This window comes from Grimontia sp. AD028, assembly GCF_000973155.1.
In the GTDB taxonomy this organism is placed as follows: Bacteria; Pseudomonadota; Gammaproteobacteria; order Enterobacterales; family Vibrionaceae; genus Enterovibrio; species Enterovibrio indicus.
The window spans coordinates 18646-35890 of record NZ_LASY01000041.1; the positions used below are offsets into that span (position 1 = coordinate 18646).

12 protein-coding genes are annotated in these 17245 nt (G+C 48.5%); 2 read left to right on the forward strand and 10 right to left on the reverse strand.

Features of this window, described 5'->3' with window-relative positions; genetic code table 11:
• Nucleotides 1-12 precede the first annotated feature (12 nt).
• From gnd to zwf, 3 genes are read right to left on the reverse strand one after another with little or no spacing between them, the layout of a single operon-like run.
• Nucleotides 13-1461 (reverse strand): decarboxylating NADP(+)-dependent phosphogluconate dehydrogenase, encoded by a 1449-nt coding sequence (gene gnd, locus RN22_RS09955; protein ID WP_046304143.1) that lies wholly within the window; start codon nt 1459-1461, stop codon nt 13-15.
• A gap of 13 nt (nt 1462-1474) precedes the next feature.
• Entirely contained in the window at nt 1475-2194 is a 720-nt protein-coding gene (gene pgl, locus RN22_RS09960) for a 6-phosphogluconolactonase (protein WP_046304144.1), read from the reverse strand.
• A 1-nt stretch (nt 2195) separates the two neighbouring features.
• On the reverse strand, nt 2196-3692 hold the full coding sequence (gene zwf, locus RN22_RS09965; protein ID WP_002541639.1) for a glucose-6-phosphate dehydrogenase: 1497 nt from the start codon (nt 3690-3692) through the stop codon (nt 2196-2198).
• A gap of 362 nt (nt 3693-4054) precedes the next feature.
• On the opposite strand from zwf, the gene RN22_RS09975 reads away from it, so the two are divergent.
• Both RN22_RS09975 and RN22_RS09980 read left to right on the forward strand, forming a co-directional pair.
• Nucleotides 4055-4681 carry a hypothetical protein gene (locus RN22_RS09975; RefSeq protein WP_046304146.1) on the forward strand — a complete coding sequence of 209 codons (627 nt, stop codon included), beginning with the start codon at nt 4055-4057 and terminating at the stop codon, nt 4679-4681.
• Between the two features lie 204 nt (nt 4682-4885).
• Complete coding sequence (locus tag RN22_RS09980; RefSeq protein ID WP_046304147.1) at nt 4886-6046, forward strand: CHRD domain-containing protein; 1161 nt, start codon at nt 4886-4888, stop codon at nt 6044-6046.
• A 77-nt stretch (nt 6047-6123) separates the two neighbouring features.
• On the opposite strand, the gene RN22_RS09985 is transcribed toward RN22_RS09980, so the two are convergent.
• The 7 genes from RN22_RS09985 to RN22_RS10015 all read right to left on the reverse strand — a co-directional run bounded on the left by RN22_RS09985 (nt 6124) and on the right by RN22_RS10015 (nt 17040).
• Nucleotides 6124-9426: a hypothetical protein gene (locus RN22_RS09985; protein ID WP_046304148.1), complete on the reverse strand. Its 3303-nt coding sequence runs from the start codon at nt 9424-9426 to the stop codon at nt 6124-6126.
• 335 nt (nt 9427-9761) lie between these two features.
• Nucleotides 9762-10979 (reverse strand): hypothetical protein, encoded by a 1218-nt coding sequence (locus RN22_RS09990; RefSeq protein WP_046304149.1) that lies wholly within the window; start codon nt 10977-10979, stop codon nt 9762-9764.
• Between the two features lie 64 nt (nt 10980-11043).
• Entirely contained in the window at nt 11044-12411 is a 1368-nt protein-coding gene (locus RN22_RS09995) for a calcium-binding protein (RefSeq protein WP_046304150.1), read from the reverse strand.
• Between the two features lie 574 nt (nt 12412-12985).
• Nucleotides 12986-13471, reverse strand: a complete 486-nt coding sequence (locus tag RN22_RS10000) for an acyl-CoA thioesterase (RefSeq protein WP_002541650.1) — start codon at nt 13469-13471, stop codon at nt 12986-12988.
• A gap of 104 nt (nt 13472-13575) precedes the next feature.
• Nucleotides 13576-14826: an ABC transporter substrate-binding protein gene (locus tag RN22_RS10005; RefSeq protein WP_046304151.1), complete on the reverse strand. Its 1251-nt coding sequence runs from the start codon at nt 14824-14826 to the stop codon at nt 13576-13578.
• Between the two features lie 2 nt (nt 14827-14828).
• Entirely contained in the window at nt 14829-16343 is a 1515-nt protein-coding gene (locus RN22_RS10010; protein WP_052737520.1) for an ATP-binding protein, read from the reverse strand.
• Nucleotides 16333-17040: a response regulator gene (locus tag RN22_RS10015; protein WP_046304152.1), complete on the reverse strand. Its 708-nt coding sequence runs from the start codon at nt 17038-17040 to the stop codon at nt 16333-16335. Before RN22_RS10015 ends, RN22_RS10010 begins: the two co-directional genes overlap by 11 nt.
• Nucleotides 17041-17245: the final 205 nt, after the last annotated feature.

Sequence of the window (17245 nt, forward strand, 5' to 3'; positions counted from 1 at the left end):
CAGCAACAGGGATTAGCTGTTGTAGGTGGTCGATACAGTGTCGCCGCCTTTACCTGTCCAATTGGTGTGGAAGAATTCACCACGTGGACGGTCAGTACGCTCATAAGTGTGCGCACCGAAGTAGTCGCGCTGTGCTTGCAGCATGTTCGCTGGCAGGCGAGCAGTTGTGTAACCATCAAGGAAGGTCAACGCAGAAGACAGGCCTGGTGATGGCAGACCGATTTCGAAGGTCTTCGCCACGACTTTACGCCATGAGCCCATGCAATCTTCCAGGATGTTCTTGAAGTACTCGTCAGAGCCCAGGAATTTCAGCTCTGGGTTCGCTTCGTATGCATCACGGATGTTACCCAGGAACGCACTGCGGATAATACAGCCACCACGCCACAACAGGGCAACGTTTCCGTAGTTCAGATCCCAGTTATATTGCTCTGACGCTTCGCGGATCAGCATAAAGCCTTGTGCGTAAGAGATGATTTTCGCCGCCAGCAGTGCTTTACGCAGTGCTTCCAGCCAAACTTCGCGGTCGCCTTCTACTGGGCCAATCTTGTGTTGGAACAGAGCAGCGGCTTCTTCACGCTCTTCTTTACGTGCAGACAGAGCGCGTGCAAATACAGATTCAGTGATCAGCGTCAGTGGAATACCGAAGTCCAGTGCATTGATGCCTGTCCACTTACCAGTGCCTTTCTGGCCTGCGGTATCAAGGATTTTCTCCAGCACGATGTCGCCGTCTTCGTCGCGGTAGCCCACGATTTCAGAGCTGATTTCCATCAGGTAGCTGTCCAGCTCGGTCTTGTTCCATGCAGTCATGGTCGCCTGCATTTCATCGTGGTTCATGCCCAGACCTTCTTTCATGAAGTGGTAAGCTTCACTGATCAGCTGCATGTCGCCGTATTCGATACCGTTGTGAACCATTTTCACGAAGTGGCCTGCACCTTCACGGCCAACCCAGTCACAGCAAGCTTCGCCGCTGTCGGTCTTCGCTGAAATCGCTTGGAAGATAGGTTTTACTGCTGGCCAACCCGCTGGGTTACCACCTGGCATGATTGAAGGTCCGAAACGCGCACCTTCTTCGCCGCCTGAAACGCCAGCGCCAATGAATACCAGCCCTTTTTCTTCCAGATCTTTCATGCGGCGTGTGCTGTCTGGGTAGTTAGAGTTACCGCCATCGATGATGATGTCGCCTTCGTCCAGCAAAGGAGTCAGGGCGTCGATAAACTGATCAACAACGTCGCCCGCGCGTACCATCAGCATTACTTTGCGTGGTTTTTCTAGTTTCTCAACTAAAGCTTCCAGTGAGTATGCGCCAATGATGTTGGTGCCTTTTGCTGCGCTTTCAAGGAACTCGTCAACTTTTGACGTCGTGCGGTTGTAAGCAACCACTTTGAAGCCGTTGTCGTTCATGTTCAGGATAAGGTTCTGGCCCATTACCGCCAGACCAATTACGCCGATATCGCCTTTCATTTTTATAAACTCCTTACGCCAATGCCTTCGCGGCAGCAGCATCTAAATACCATTCTGTTGTGCCATGTGTTGATTGAATATGCGCTGCCGGATAAGGCAGGTTTGCATCGGCGTTTTCACCGTGAATTGCTTCAATCATTTCTGCTTTGCCTGCGCCCAGTACCAGGTAGCTGATGCGGTCAGCATTATTCAGCAAACATGCACTTTTCGAAACACGCAGCTGTCCTGATTGCGGGTGCGCCGCAACCACAGTCAGAGCAGGTTCATCGTAGTCAGTTTGACCTGGGAAGAGGGACGCAGTGTGGCCGTCGTCGCCCATACCAAGCAAGATCCAGTCAAACGCAGGCAAGCCGTTTTTCTCTGGCACTTCTGCTTTGATTTCGTCAGCCAGTCGCTTGGCTTCCTGCTCTGCATCATCTTCACCACGAATGCGATGAATATTCTCAGCGGGGATCTCGATGTGGCTGAACAGCAGGGTGTTAGCTTCGCCGTAGTTGCTTTCAGCATCATCCGGTGCCACGCAGCGCTCATCACCCCACCAGAAGTGGAGGTTTTGCCATTGAATGCTCTTCGCCCATTCTGGCTGTGCCAGCAGTTTGAACAGTAGTTTCGGTGTGCTGCCACCAGAGAGTGAGATATGAACGGGACGTCCTTGTTCACTCAGGCTTTTCATCGACGACGCAAGTTCTAACACCACGGCGTCTGCATTATCTAAAATGCGGAATTCCTTCATTTCACAGCTCGCAATATTCTGTATTGGTTAGGTTTTTACATGGGTAGCGCCACTCGCGTCCATCGCGTTTCAGCAGCGCATCCGCTTTTTCTGGGCCCCAGGTGCCTGCGGCATAACCGAACAGCACATCTGGATCTTCCTTGTAGCGCAGAATGGGTTCAACAAACTCCCAACATGCTTTCACTGCGTCAGAGCGCGCAAACAGCGTCGAGTCGCCTTTTACGGCATCCAACAGTAAGCGCTCGTAGGCGGTCAGAAGCTGTGCTTCTTGCAGGTTCTGGTAGTGGAATTCCATTGAGACTTCTTTAGCCTCGAAGCCAGCGCCTGGCTTTTTAAGGCCGAAGCTCATCAGAATGCCTTCATCCGGCTGAATACGGATGATGAGTTTATTTTCAGGAGCATTGGCACCGAACACTGGGTGAGGGGTTTTCTTGAAGTGAATAACCACTTCGGTCACACGTGTCGGCAAGCGCTTTCCTGTACGTACATAGAAAGGCACGCCGTTCCAGCGCCAGGTGTCGACAAACATCTTCAAGCCGATGTAAGTCTCGGTACGTGAGTCTTCCGCCACGCCCGGCTCTTCGCGGTAGCCTAACAGCTTTTCGCCGCGAACGTTGGAGCCCGTGTACTGACCCAGTACCAGATTGTTCTTCAGATCGTCGTCACTCAGTGGACGGAAGCTCTGCATAACCTTGGTGACTTCATCACGAATGGAGTCAGAGCGGATAGCCGCGGGTGGTTCCATCGCAACCATGCCCAGCACCTGTAGCAGGTGGTTTTGCAGCATGTCGCGCACCGCACCTGAACCGTCGTAGTAACCGCCACGACCTTCTACACCTAAGAACTCAGCGCCAGTGATTTCAACATAATCAATGAAGTTACGGTTCCACAGCGGCTCAAACATGCCGTTTGAGAAGCGGAATACCAGCAGGTTCTGAACCGTCTCTTTACCCAAATAGTGGTCGATGTGGTACAGCTGCTTTTCGTTAAAATTACGGTGGAGTTTCTTGTCCAGCTCTTCTGCAGATGCAGTGTCATAGCCGAAAGGCTTTTCAACAATCAGGCGTTTCCAGCCGTTGGATTGGTCGTGCAGATTGTGGTCTGCCAGACACTCTGGAATGACGCCATAAAGGCTTGGCGGCGTCGCCAAATAGTAGAGATTGTTGTTGCCGGTGTGATGTTTATCGCTCAGTTCGTCCAGGCGGGTAACCAGTTTGCTGTATTCGCTGGACTCAGCAGGATTGATAGGAAGGTAGTAAAGGTGTTGGCTAAAACGCGCGAGAACGGCTTCATCCACCTTCTCATTTTCTCTTAAAAACGCGGCGAGTTTGTCGCGGAAAGCGTCGTCGGAGTAGTCGGTGCGGCTAACGCCAAGAATCGTAAAGTTCTCTGGCATCATGCCATTTGCATAAAGGTGATAGAGTGCTGGGATCAGCTTGCGCTTAGCAAGATCACCGGAAGCACCAAAAATCACAATATTGTTGTTTTCTTTCGCCATTTGGATTTCCCTGCGATGGGCGATTAATCAGTCTCGAATGGAGAAACGTGCCCAAGGTCGTGAGGCCAATAAAATACCAGCATTTTCCCCAAAATATGATTGTTTCTTCCTATCTTTTTAATAGGCAGTGCCTTTAACGCTTCATTTGTGTACGAACTTGGGGGAATGTATATGAGTTTGCGTTCATATCTTGTGAGCTTGATTCTCAAGTCGTCGGCTTGAACTTTAGGCTGCAACCTATCCACTTCCACGTTCATTATTCTCGCTGATAGTGATGATTTTCACTTAGTTTTGAGAATTCGCCCATTTTATCCGCCGTTATATTCCGTTAGCGTAGCCAACAAAAGGGATTGGAGCGTGATATGGAAATCTGGTACATAGGGTGCGTTTTTTTAGTTGTGGTGTTCTTCTACGTTTCGCGGTACCAAAAGCGAAAGGCACAGCGGGTATTCATTGGCACATACCGTTTCAACAAAGCGATCAAAACAAAGGTTCACCAGCGTTATCCCCACCTGACGGATGAAAATCTATCCCTGGTTATCGATGGTTTGAAAGAATATTTCTTTCTTTGTCATGAGGGAAATAAACGCTTGGTCGCGATGCCTTCGCAGGTCGTAGATGTGGCTTGGCATGAGTTCATTTTATTCACCCGTGAATACCAAGTATTTTGTGATAAAGCATTTGATAGGTTTCTGCACCATACGCCCACCGAGGCAATGGCAACGCCTACTGTTGCGTTAGATGGCATCAAACGGGCATGGCGTTTATCTTGCGATCGTGAAGGTATCAATCCGGCGAATCCGACAAAACTTCCGCTTCTTTTCGACATAGACTCAAGGCTAAATATTGACGATGGTTTTAAGTACTCACTCGACTGTCAGAGGAGTAACTCAAATACCTACTGTGCGAGTCACATCGGCTGTTCCTCAGGCTGCGCGGGCTCCAGTGGTGATGCGAGCGGAGATAGTGGCGGTTGTGGTGGAGACTGACCATACCTGATTTTAGCGCTCACCTCTGCAATAAACTTTACAGACCTTTGTCTCGATAACGCGTTTTACATTTCACTCCTGACTATTCACTAATGCTTTGAGGGTCATGGTGCAAATCGCTGCATCTACCCGAATCCGATCTTCGTCTTCAGAAAACAGGTGAAAGAAGAAACCTGATCATTTAGGACAAAAGAGGATTTTAGGATGAAAAAGCTAGTGGTGTTGATGGCAGTGTTTCTGTTGTCAGCGTGTGGATTTGAGGCGACGCAAACGTATCACTTAACCTTGAGTGGCAGCCAGGCAGTGCCGCTCAATGATTCAGAGCTGTCGACAAAAGCGCGTGTCCAGCTTGATGAAAAACGCAAAAAGCTTCGGGCTAGGCTGTATATCGATGATATCGAAGGATTCAAGTTTGCCCATATTCATAGCGGTGGAATAGGGGAAACTGGCGGTGTGGAATACACCTTTGAAGCGCCGAAAAAGCACAAATGGAAACACGGTGAAAAGCGCTATTTAGTGGTTCGTGAGAACGGCTTAAGCTATGCCGAAATGGAAGCGCTGAAGAACGGCGATTGGTACATCAATGTTCACACCGAAGCCGTGCCTTCAGGCGAAGTGCGCGCGCAAATTGTGCCGAAGACTATCACTATTCTCTCCTTCAAAGCGGATGGCAGCCAACAGGTGCCGTCGGTCGCGACTGATGCCGGTGGACAAGGTTATCTGGCTTATAACAGCGTCGAAGAAACGCTGAATCTAAGGGTGAATTCGCAGGGCATTGAAGATGCAGTCGCAGCCCATATCCATACTGGTCGCGTTGGCAGCAATGGCGGCGTGCTGGTGGCGTTGGATCAAAACGCGGAGGATCCCAATGTGTGGACGGCGCCTGAGGACATGTCATTAAGCGCAGAAACGTTTGAAGACATGCTTTCAGGCGCCTTTTACACCAATTTCCACACGCCAGCGAACCCGCCTGGCGAAATCCGTGGGCAGATTTTCTCGTCTGACTATTCCATCTACACCTTCCCATTGTCAGGTGGTCAGGAAGTTCCGCCTGTTGCGACAGACGCCAGCGGTGATGGTTATGCCTTGCTGAATGATGTAAATGGTAACCTGGATTTAAGCGTGGTTACCCAAGGTGTTGAGGATGCAGTGGCGGCACATATCCACCAAGGTATCGCTGGCACCAGCGGCGGCGTTGTGGTTGGTTTGGAACAAAGCGTGGATGACCCTTCCGTGTGGCAAACGCCAGCAGATACCACCTTGACCGACGAACAAAAAGCGATGTTTCAGTCAGGCGGGCACTACGTGAATGTGCATACACCTGCGGTTGGAAGTGGTGAAATTCGAGGGCAGATTGAGCCATAGCTCATAGCTCACAGCCCATGTCGATGTAGAAAAAACAGCGCCTATTGGCGCTGTTTTCAGAACGATAATGTGAAGCATCAAGACAGATAGAAGAAATCAAAATCATCAGCGCTGATGTCTTCAGCGTTAATGTTTTTCAGCAGCACATTGACGTTGTCATCAACATATTCAGTCTCTCCGCCGAAGTCGAATTTACGGATCATCTGAACCAAGGTGTCATCGCCTTGTTGTGTGATGATGAAATCATCAAAGTTAATCTCGGCGTAGTGGATGTTGTTGAATGCGATCTTATCGATACCAATTTCAAAATCAGTGATGGTATCTGTTTCAACGCTGCTGCTGTAAGTCTGTCGAGCGTCACTTAAGACAAAAGTGTCTGCACCTTGTCCACCAGTGAGGGTATCGTAACCTTCGTCTCCTTGTATCCAGTCTTTCCCGTTTCCTCCTTCCAGTATGTCGTTACTCGCACGTCCAAAAAGATAATCATCACTGGCGCCGCCGATGATATGGTTGGCGGAGTTTCTGCCAATTAAAGTGAAGGAAACCTGCTCATCTGAAAAGTCATCGAGCTGAACATTTTGAAGGGTGGAGATGGCTGTTGATGAGCCTTGAATTACGACATCATTGCCTACTTGCTTAATCAAATCACTTCCTCTGAATATGTTGTCTTCATTAGCGAGGAACCGGATAGTGTTGTCATCCAGCAAGTGGGTAATATTCAAGGAGTCAACGGCCGCTTCAAAGTCGGTGATGGTGTCTTCATATCGGTAGTTATTGAAAGAGTTCCAATCATAGCTGTTAAAGCCAGCCAACTCAGTACTGAAATGACCAATCAAAAAGGTGTCAGCGCCTTCGCCTCCGGAGAGTTGGTTCTCTCCCTCTCCAGCATGGAGTCTGTCGCTCCCTTGACCACCGTCAAGGCTATCGTTACCACCATCACCAGACAGCTCATCATTGCCTTCACCGCCGAGGAGTGTGTCATGACCTCCGCCTCCAATCAGAGTGTCATTGCCGCCACGGCCTTCGAGAGTGTCGCTGCCGGAGTTGCCATTAAGATAGTCATCACGGTTGCCACCGATAAGTGTATTCCCAATACCGTCGGATGCAGCGCGTAGGAGAAGTGTGATGTCATCTAATGCTATTGAGTCTGGATCAACGCCTTCTAAATAGATTTCAAAGCCTAGGTCAGCTTTGAGGACCGTGCCATTTTCGTAGGCGGTAGGTGCCAAGCTTGATGGTGAGAAAGTCAGACTAGGTCTCTCTGAATAATCAAAACCGTAGTAACTGATAGTCGCTTTAAATATCAATTGGTCTTCGTTAACGTCAAAGTCCTTAATTGTCGTGATACCACTGGACCCAAACTGGAGATCGAACGTATCAGCACCTTCACCACCCACCAAAATCTCTTTTTTACCGTGACTGATTAGCGTGTCATTTCCTGCTCCACCATCCGCATAGTGAGTCGCGGTGATGACGTCGTGCCGTTTATCACCGAAAACCCATTGGTTTGATTGAAAGCTACCGCCATAGTGCCAAGACTCTCCAATGTGCGCTCCCCAAGTACTCAGGGAATCATTGAAGGTCGATGTGCTTGTAAACGAAAAATCGTCGGCGGATAACAAGGAAGCGTTGGTATTGTTCAGGGTAATGGTGGAGCCATTAGACAGAGTAATCACAGCTTTTGAGCCCACTTGCTCGATAACCAGATCATCAAAGTCAGAGGCAATCGCTGTATCGATGGCGATGGTATCAATGCCAATTTCGAAGTCGGCTATTTTGTCATGCCCAGTGAAATAGGAGGGTATCGAATTTGCACTTTTGGCGAGGTCAAAATACAAGGAAGTGCCAAAATGGAAAGTGTCCGAGCCTGCACCGCCATGAAACCATTGATTATTGGCATTGCCGGACAGGATATCATCCCCTGACCCAGCGAACAGGACAGCTCCATTTCCTAGACTGCCGACAACGTGGAGGACATCATTTCCCTCGCCCCCCAATAGCGTGTCTTTGTTGCCAAGGCTCGTTAATACGTCATTGCCACTGCCACCCCTTGCAACATCATTTCCATAGCCTTCCACCCAGTCATCACCCGCACCCCCTATAAGAGTATCGGATGAGCTTGAATCTCCATGAACTCTGTCATTTCCGCTGCCACCAATCGCCAGTTCAGACTCAAAAATAACATCGTTACCAGTACCACCCATGGCAAGGTCCTGTCCGTCACCACCATTTAGGTAGTCGTTCCCTACACCACCAGAAAGTGTATCGTTGCCCCCAATGCTGTTGATACCATTAATCTCGTAGTCACCATAAAGAATATCGTCGCCATCTCCACCATTAAGCGTATCATTGCCGGTGACACTACTATGTGAGACGGTTCGATAGTCACCGTATAGGGTATCGTTACCTGTTCCGCCGTTCAGAGTGTCATCACCATCGTCGTTGGCGGGGCGCCAATCGGCCCTAAACGATTCGCCGCCATACAAGGTATCGTCGCCGTCACCGCCATTCAGGACATCATGATCACCGCCGCCACTGAGTGTATCGTTACCGCCACCGCCATTGAGGGTGTCATTATCGTTATCTCCATCCAGCGTAGATCTATCATTCCCATAAACAGTCAGAGTATCGTTCCCATCACCACCTGAGAGAGAGCCTCCATCTTCGTCAATCAGAATGTCGTCTCCAGCCTCTCCGTAGAGGGAATCCCAGCCCTGATTACCATGAAGTAAATCGTTACCTTGCCCCCCATAGAGTGTGTCATGATCGGCACCTCCATTCAGGATGTCGTTTCCGTCACCGCCATAAAGCCTATCGTTACCGGCATCCCCACTCAGAGAGTCATCACCTTCATCACCATAGAGGGTGTCTCTGCCATCGCCACCATAGAGCTTATCCTGGTCGGCACCACCGTATAATTTGTCGTTGTCTTGCTCGCCGAAAAGCTCATCATTACCTTCGCCCCCATGGAGAGTATCGTTTAGGGTGCCACCGTATAATTTGTCGTTGCCTTCCTCACCATAAAGCTTGTCGTCACCTATGCCGCCATATAACTCATCCTCTCCAAGGCCACCATATAAGGTATCTTTGCCACCATCGCCATAGAGGAAGTCATTTCCGCCATAGCCATAGAGCTTATCGTCAAGACTGCCACCATATAGCTCGTCGGTGCTCTCGTGACCATAAAGGGTGTCTCTTCCACCGAGCCCGTAAATACGGTTGTTACCTTCGACACCATAGAGGACGTCGTCGTTTTCTGTACCGGTAATCTCGTTATAGGTAGTGGTTGTATAAACGAAATCGGTGAGTTCAAGGTTGGCTGAACTGAGCGTGAGTGAATACGTTCCTTCGTTAGAAAGACTTGGTGCTTGAATAGACATACCTATCTCCGTGGAATGCTTTCCGTCGGCGGCAATATTTAACGTCCAAGACGGAATGAGAAGTTTTAGAATCTTGGCTGATAATTGTTTTTGGCCATCAAAACTGATTACAAAACAAAGCGCGTTAGCAAGTCTGTATTAGTGTTTGGACAGATGAGCATTGAATGGTGGCTGTTCACAAATCAGTGCAAAAAGGAGCATAGAGAATGGATGTTCAACAGGAATAGTGAGCATTGAATGGGGTTGGAACAGGGAAAAGAAAAGGGGGTAATAGACCCCCGTGAAAAGACCCTATATCCAAAAAAATTGCCGGATAGCCCGGCAAAAAGTTTTGGTTAGAACTTTAAATTATTTCGGGCATTTTGCATGTTACTGCCCGTTAGAAAAGTTGGACTCTCTTTGTTCATCGCTTTAATTTTGGGAAGTTCTCCCATCTGCGCATTGAGTACGTCGGCAGCATGATCGAGTGCGACCCATTGCTTATTTATCTCTGTTTCGGTTTGGACGTAGATATGATGCCCGGCTTCTCCAAGTTCTTTCAGGTAATAGGTGACATCATCAGTGTTGTTCTCATCTCCAATATCATTCAATCCCAACGAGTTGTTGCCGAGGATGCAGTTTGTGTCTGCCTCTTCAATACATTTATCCATTAACTCTTTTGTGAACTGCGGCTTTGTTGTCCAAATCAATTCGTCATTAACAACCTCGTAGTCATTCCACATGTTGTACGCCATGGCGATTGGGGTGTTGTCCCATTTCTTCGCAGCAACTTTTATTTGCCAGCGAAGGCATGATTTGTCGCTTTCCAGGGTCATACCTCCATTTAGCAAGGCCTGCACGTTGTGTTTTCCGTCTGGTCGGTTGTAATCGCCTTTGTTGCGCCACATTGTTTCCGCATGGTGTGTCATGCAGCCAGAAACAGCGAGTTCTCTGATCACAGGAACATTGTCGTATTTATCGGCAAGTTTCTCTTGCAGGTCTCTCCAGTGTGTTCTGAAAGATAGCTTCCAATGGGAAGGGATGATGCCTTGTTTGTTATTTTTGAAATAGGCTCTTACGCCGCACATTTCTTCTGCTGTAGCGTTCTGTCCTTTCTCGCAATTCTTCAGCTTGTATTTCCCTTTGTGCCAATGGTAAGTGAGCCATTTAGGAGAAAAAACACCTGAAAAGACGCGTAATTTAATGCCTAGGGTGTTAGTTGTCTCAGGGTCATTGTTCCACTCATTGACGCGTGCAATCGCCTGATCAATGACATTATTCTCGGTGATTGGCCCCGCTTCTTCTTTCTGAAGGTGACGCCATTCAACCTGAACAACGAGTCCATCAATATATTCGCCGATAGGCTTTTGCTCTATTTGCCCATCACTTGTTTCAACAGAAACGAGTTGATAAGGGTCGTCGTAGCCATTTCGATCAGAGGTAAAGTTGTTGACTGAGCCATCTACATCGCCACGTAGTACGAAACCGGTGATACGTTCTTTAGACTCTGCAAGGATGGGGTTTGCATTCAAAATCAGTAACAGTGCTAAGGCAGACTTTACGAAGCTTTTCATTGGTTCCTCCATGAACCATTAAGAATGCTGGGGAAGTGTTGAACCCCAGCATCCAAATAGTGAATTAAACGAAATCAAACATATCGCTGGTCACTTTGTTGGCATTGAAGTCTTCCAATGTCACTGTCGTGTGGTTGCCCAAATCAAGCACGGTATCTGCACCAACTTGGGTAATACTAATTTGGTTGAATTTCGTCAGCAGAGAACTGTCGATTTGTATTTTGTCGCCTTGACCTTTGCTGAAATCAGCGATGGTGTCATTGTGATCACGATATTCGAAGAAGAAGGTATCCGCGCCGAAACCACCCACCAAATAGTCATCACCGTTCCCACCTACTAGGAAGTCGTCGCCATTTTCACCAAACAGTTGGTCGTCTTCGCCGCCACCATAAAGTTTGTCGGAGTTTGCGCCGCCCTTAAGGATGTCGTTACCCATGTGACCTTCGAGAATGTCAGCATGATAACCACCGTCCAGATAGTCATTGCCTTCTCCACCGTTCAGGTAGTCTTCACCGGCTTCACCATACAGGGTGTCATGACCTTCGGAGCCGCGGAGTTCATCATTGTTGTTACCGCCATACAGGGTGTCATTGCCCGTACCACCGTGCATATAATCCAACATGTTGCCACCGTACATGGTGTCGTTTCCTGCACCACCTAGCATGCGGTCATCATTGCCTTCGCCGTGCATGATGTCGTCGCCGTCACCACCGACCAGATAGTCGTTGCCACCGCCGCCATAAAGTTCATCGTTACCGACATCACCGTAAAGTTCATCACCACCGCTGCCGCCGTAAAGCTTGTCATCGCCTAAGCCACCGCCCAATTTGTCAGCGCCGTCTTCGCCTCTCAGCTGATCGTTGTCGGCGCCACCATAAAGCTGGTCGTTTTCGCTACCACCCCAGAGTGAATCTTGGCCTTCGCCACCACGGATAAAGTCTTCACCTTCATTACCCCACAGTACGTCATTGCCTTCATCGCCATTGATCTCATCGTTGCCCTCATTACCGAAGAGAATGTCGTTACCCAAGCCGCCACTAACAAAGTCATCTCCTTCGTTACCTCGAGCTTTGTCGTCGCCATCACCACCATAAAGGTTATCTTGGCCTTGACCGCCATAAAGATCATCAGCACCGGTTCCGCCATACAGGTTATCGTCACCATCAAAGCCCTCAACTCGGTCATCGCCCGAATCACCGTAAAGATTGTCGTTCGACAGACCACCACGTACCCAGTCGTTCCCCGCGTCACCATGCACTTCATCTGTGCCTTTACCGCCAATAACAGTGTCATCACCATCACCGCCATAGATAAAGTCTGTGCCATCCCAGCCTTCGATGTAGTCGTTTCCGCCGTTGCCATAGATAAAATCGACGCCATTTGTGCCGATGATGTGGTCATCATTTTCTGTTCCATTAATGATGTTGGCCATTTGATGCTCCGTTTGTCTGATTGAGAAAAATCGATCGCGATGTAAGCGCTTTCTTGCCAGCGGAATCTGACGTATCAGCGGATGAGTTTCTATACTGAAAGGTTTCAGAAATGAGACATTTTCTGTCGAATTAATTGCCGGACTGTTTAAAGGGGGAATGCGGTGGAAAATACGCGGTGTTTTTTAGTTTTCGCTAAAGAAAATAAATAATTCTATAAAAATCAGATGATTTGCTTACTTTTCCGTTTGTAAATTTGATGTTGTTACTAAGAGGATTCTAAAATAATTAGTCATTAGAAAATAAGAAAGTATGGAATATGAATGAAATGCTGTTGGAAGAGATAAAAAGTGGGAATTTTTACCATTTTTCTGGGTATTTCGTGTGAATCGTTCGAATTAGTTGTTGATATGGTGTGTTTGAATATATATGTAAATCTATTGATTACTCTTTCAATTTGTCATTTAGTTGGTTGATATATATAAAATAAGAGGCTGGGGGGCCTCTTATTTCAGAATATTTTAATACTCTTAACTTCAACAATATAATTGAACAATCTTGAGCATTACTCTCTCGCTACTTAAGAAGTTTCACATGGGCTTCCATCTCTTCGCCGATTTGCTTACGCATGTTCATCAGGCGAATGGCAGATTGCTCAAGCTCTTTGTCTTCGTCAGTTTCCGGCACCCATTTCGGAATAGGTGTAGGCTTACCGTTTTCGTCCACAGCCACCATAATGACGATACAGTGGGTAGTTAGACGATTTTTCATCTCTTTCGGGTCACTGGCTTGCACATCAATCGCAATATGCATAGAAGATGTGCCCGTGTAGATGACTTTGGCACTGACTTCGACAAGGTTGCCAACGTGAATCGGTTGCACGAAGCGAATACCGCCAGCGTACGCCGTAATGCAATATTTGCCACTCCATGCTGCTGCATTTGCATAGGCTGCAAGGTCAATCCATTTCATCACGGCACCACCGTGTACCTTTCCGCCAAAGTTAACGTCTCCGGGCTCTGCCAGAAAACGTAATGTCATTTCCCTTTGTCCTGCACTCATTCTTTGTCCTTACTGCATGAGATATCTTGGGTATATTCTATTTATAACAAACGCAGTAAAGGCTGTAGAGCTTTATCGAAATTTCTTATGGTTAGCGATTAACGTTAGCGATTGAAATGCACACTGGCAGCAATTTTCATTAACTGGCTAATGGCTTCTTCTTCGGTAAAGGTATCGTCATTGAAGTAGTGGTTAATCAGCTCAAGCATGGCTTCCTGAAGCTGTGGGGCGACGGCCATGGAATCGGACATGCTGGGGAGTAGGGTGTTGTTTGCTTCGGCATGAATAAATGCCTGTTTGGACGCTTTGGCGCAGAGATCAAATGGCGTCATGTCGACATCTTTGAGAATGGGAATTGAGCCTTTCTTCTGGTTAAAGCGGGACTGAAAATCAGAGGAAACCAAGGTGTTTGCCAGTTGATTCGCCATGTTTTCAGACGCTTCTGTTCTTAGCCGGAATAACACAAAACTATCGACATTGTAGATAAAGGTATTGGCGGTTCCCGGCACGGGCAGGCAGTCATAATCTCGACTGGGTGTGAGATTCATATAACTGAGCTCGCCCTTCACCCAGTCTCCCTGAAGCTGCATGGCGGCTTTTCCCTCTGCCATATTTAAAGTCGCGGCGTCCCATGAAACAGGTATCGATGGATCGGTCATATAAGGCTTGAGGCGACGGAATGTCTTAAATAGCTCAACGGTTTTTTGGTTCGTTACCAAGGCATCATCAAACTCAATCAGGAGTTCACGATAGTAATCACTGCCATAAAGACCCAGTGCGAGCACTTCAAACAAAATCGCCAGTTGCCAAGGCTCATTGCCAATAGAAAGGGCGGGGATTCCCTGACCTTTCAGCGCGTCAGCTACGGTGAAAAACTCATCCCAATCCGTTGGTGGAGTGAGCTTATTTTCGTCAAAAACAGCCTTGTTTACCCATAGCCAGTTAACGCGGTGAATGTTGACTGGGGCGGCAACAAAGTGATTTTTGTAGGTGTTGATGCTGGTGGCAATATCAGGGAGTCTTTCATCCCACTTTTGCTCGGTGGCGACAGAGTGTAAGTCAGAAACAAACCCTAACGTTGCCCACGACTGAATACCCGGCCCTTCAATCAGCGCCATTTCCGGCGGGTTTCCAGCAATGGCTCTGGCTTGTAAAACGGTCATCGCAGTATCACCACCACCGCCATGAACGGGCGAACTTTTTAACGCGAAACCTTGTTGTTCGAGTGCAGATTCCAGCTCTGCTAATGCCTCACGTTCGCCGTTCGACGTCCACCAGTGAAGCAACTCGACGGCATTACCCATTGAGGGGAAACTGGCTGCCAGCAAAGCGGTGGCGAGAAGGGTTCTTTTCATTGTTATTCCTCTCTTGGTAGCGACAGAGTGACAACGAGGCCACCGTCTGCATGATTTTGCAAAACCAGCTTGCCAGCATGACCACGAATAATATTGCGCACGATACTCAGCCCAAGCCCAGTGCCTTCTTCCTTTTCCTGATGAATGCGGAAGTAGGGCTCGAACACGCGCTCTCGAAGTTCATCCGGAATACCGGGACCATGGTCTCGGATTTTGATGACCAGATTACGGGGAGTATCCAGCACGCTGACATCCACGTGTCCTCCATATTTCACGCCGTTCTCTATCAGGTTGTGCAGCATTCGTTTTATGGCAACGGGTTTACACAGAAACGATTGGGAAGCAGAACCCAAAACGCTGACCTGACTTTCTCCAGAACCGTAGAAGGCGCTGATTTCCTCGAGGACAGCGTTGATATCCACCCATTCGACCTGTTCGCGGATATCTGTGTCTTTGATGTAGTGCAGGGCACCTTGCACCATAAACTCGAGCTCGTTGAGTGAACGTTCAAAACGGATTTTGGTTTCTTCATCATCCAGCATTTCCGTTCGAAGTTTCAGGCAAGCAATAGGGGTTTTGAGATCGTGTGATATCGCGCCGAACAGCAAATCCCGGTCACGTATATAAGCGCGGATGCGACGGTTCATGGTGTTGAATGCATGGACGGCGGCAATGAGTTCACCGCTGCCTTCTTCTTTAATAATGGGCGCATCCATCTTGCTTCCCATCAATTTGGCGGCGCGGGCAAGGTTCTTAATTGGCTTGATCTCCCGGCGCACGATCAGCCAGGTACAAAGTAAAACAAACACCGAGGTCAGCAGGATGAAATTAAGCTGGCGAGCATCGAGAAAGCGTGATTCCAGCGAGACATAAGGTGCAGGAAGGTTCGTGGCCAGATACAACCATTGCTCCGGTGCATCGGGCGCGCTTTGCTCATTGGGGAGCTTGAACTGCATCACCAGCACAGGTGGGTCGTCTTTCACTTTTTCAATGGTGTAGCGGGCAAAGGCACGCGGAATATCGTCAAGTGGCACTTCTGCATCGTAAACACGCAAATCGTCGCGCTTGCTGAAATTAATGTCTATGGACATTTGCTGGCCAAGCGTTCTTTTCAGCACTTCGCTGACGGTTTGTTCCAGCTCCTGTTTTCTCTCCGATGCCGCTAATCCTCTAGCGTCAATTCTCTTGCTGTTGAGCGAGATAAAAAAACGGGTTCCGCCCATACTGCGATTTTGCTCTAGCACCAAATGGCGGCTCGATTTAGGCAGTTTGCGATAATAAGAGACAGTGAATGCCGCATTGGAGGCAATGCTTTCCAGCGCCGTTTCCAAGCCTTCTTTTTCCTGCATATAGCTGTATCGATACCAGACCGCGCTGGTCAGTGCCTGCGATGTCAGAATGACCAGAGAAAGCATCAGAATAAAACGGCTGGCGAGACCCAAAGGCCAGATTCGATTGAGCAGCTTACCTTTCGTTTCGTACTTATCGTCTTCTTTTGGTTGAGGCTCAGGCTTCATGAATCACATCCGCACTCAGCATATAACCTTCATTGCGAAGGGTGCGGATCAGCGAATGGTCCTGATCTTCCAGTTTGGCGCGAAGACGACTGACTTGAATATCTATACCGCGTTCGAGTGGCATGGCTTCACGACCGCGAATGGTTTCAGAAATGATGTTGCGGCTAAGGGGTTTGTTAGGGTGTCGGAGGAAAAGACTAAGCAAAGAGAAGTCAGCGCCAGACAGGGTGGTTTCATCACCGCCCGGCGTGACCAGAACCCGGGCCAGTGTGTCGAGCTTCCAATCGAGAAAACAAATATAACGCGCGCCCTCTAAACCCTGATTGAACTGAGAGCGCCTCAGCAGTGCTTTAATACGCGCCAACAATTCACGTGGACTGAAGGTTTTGGTGATGTAATCATCCGCGCCCAGCTCTAATCCGGTGACACGGTCGATTTCATCGGTCACGGCGGTGAGCATGATGATAGGAACGTTGGAGGTTTTTCGGATTTGACTACAGAGCGTGAAACCGTCATCACCGGGTAACATCACATCGAGGATAATCAGGCTCGGCTCTCCCTGAGCCAGCACCTTGTGCATCTGCTCACCATCGACGGCGGTCACAACGTCGAAGCCTGATTTGGTCAGGTAAGCACTGAGCGCATCTCTCAGCTCCTCGCTGTCATCGACAATCAAAATCCTTTTCTGAAATGCCATGAATCATCTCCTTATTTTCCTCTGCACAATCATGGCATTGGGGAAAATTTGAACGGGGGATGGGCGGCGATTATGCGAACGGTTTCACAGCTTTTTCTGGGGCAATTCGACTATGTAACCGTGTTGATACAAAACGATTTCCAAATGATACCTACGGCGGATCTCAGCGAAATAAGATGAAAGCATCCCGACACATTGATGCCGG

Excerpts from the sequence above, each read along its gene's own strand:
- RN22_RS09995 (WP_046304150.1), bottom strand. The coding sequence starts at position 12,411 with ATGGCCAACATCATTAATGGAACAGAAAATGATGACCACATCATCGGC.
- RN22_RS09990 (WP_046304149.1), bottom strand. The coding sequence starts at position 10,979 with ATGAAAAGCTTCGTAAAGTCTGCCTTAGCACTGTTACTGATTTTGAAT.
- RN22_RS10010 (WP_052737520.1), bottom strand. The coding sequence starts at position 16,343 with ATGAAGCCTGAGCCTCAACCAAAAGAAGACGATAAGTACGAAACGAAA.
- RN22_RS09975 (WP_046304146.1), top strand. The coding sequence starts at position 4,055 with ATGGAAATCTGGTACATAGGGTGCGTTTTTTTAGTTGTGGTGTTCTTC.
- zwf (WP_002541639.1), bottom strand. The coding sequence starts at position 3,692 with ATGGCGAAAGAAAACAACAATATTGTGATTTTTGGTGCTTCCGGTGAT.
- RN22_RS10015 (WP_046304152.1), bottom strand. The coding sequence starts at position 17,040 with ATGGCATTTCAGAAAAGGATTTTGATTGTCGATGACAGCGAGGAGCTG.
- RN22_RS09980 (WP_046304147.1), top strand. The coding sequence starts at position 4,886 with ATGAAAAAGCTAGTGGTGTTGATGGCAGTGTTTCTGTTGTCAGCGTGT.
- pgl (WP_046304144.1), bottom strand. The coding sequence starts at position 2,194 with ATGAAGGAATTCCGCATTTTAGATAATGCAGACGCCGTGGTGTTAGAA.
- gnd (WP_046304143.1), bottom strand. The coding sequence starts at position 1,461 with ATGAAAGGCGATATCGGCGTAATTGGTCTGGCGGTAATGGGCCAGAAC.
- RN22_RS10000 (WP_002541650.1), bottom strand. The coding sequence starts at position 13,471 with ATGAGTGCAGGACAAAGGGAAATGACATTACGTTTTCTGGCAGAGCCC.
- RN22_RS09985 (WP_046304148.1), bottom strand. The coding sequence starts at position 9,426 with ATGTCTATTCAAGCACCAAGTCTTTCTAACGAAGGAACGTATTCACTC.
- RN22_RS10005 (WP_046304151.1), bottom strand. The coding sequence starts at position 14,826 with ATGAAAAGAACCCTTCTCGCCACCGCTTTGCTGGCAGCCAGTTTCCCC.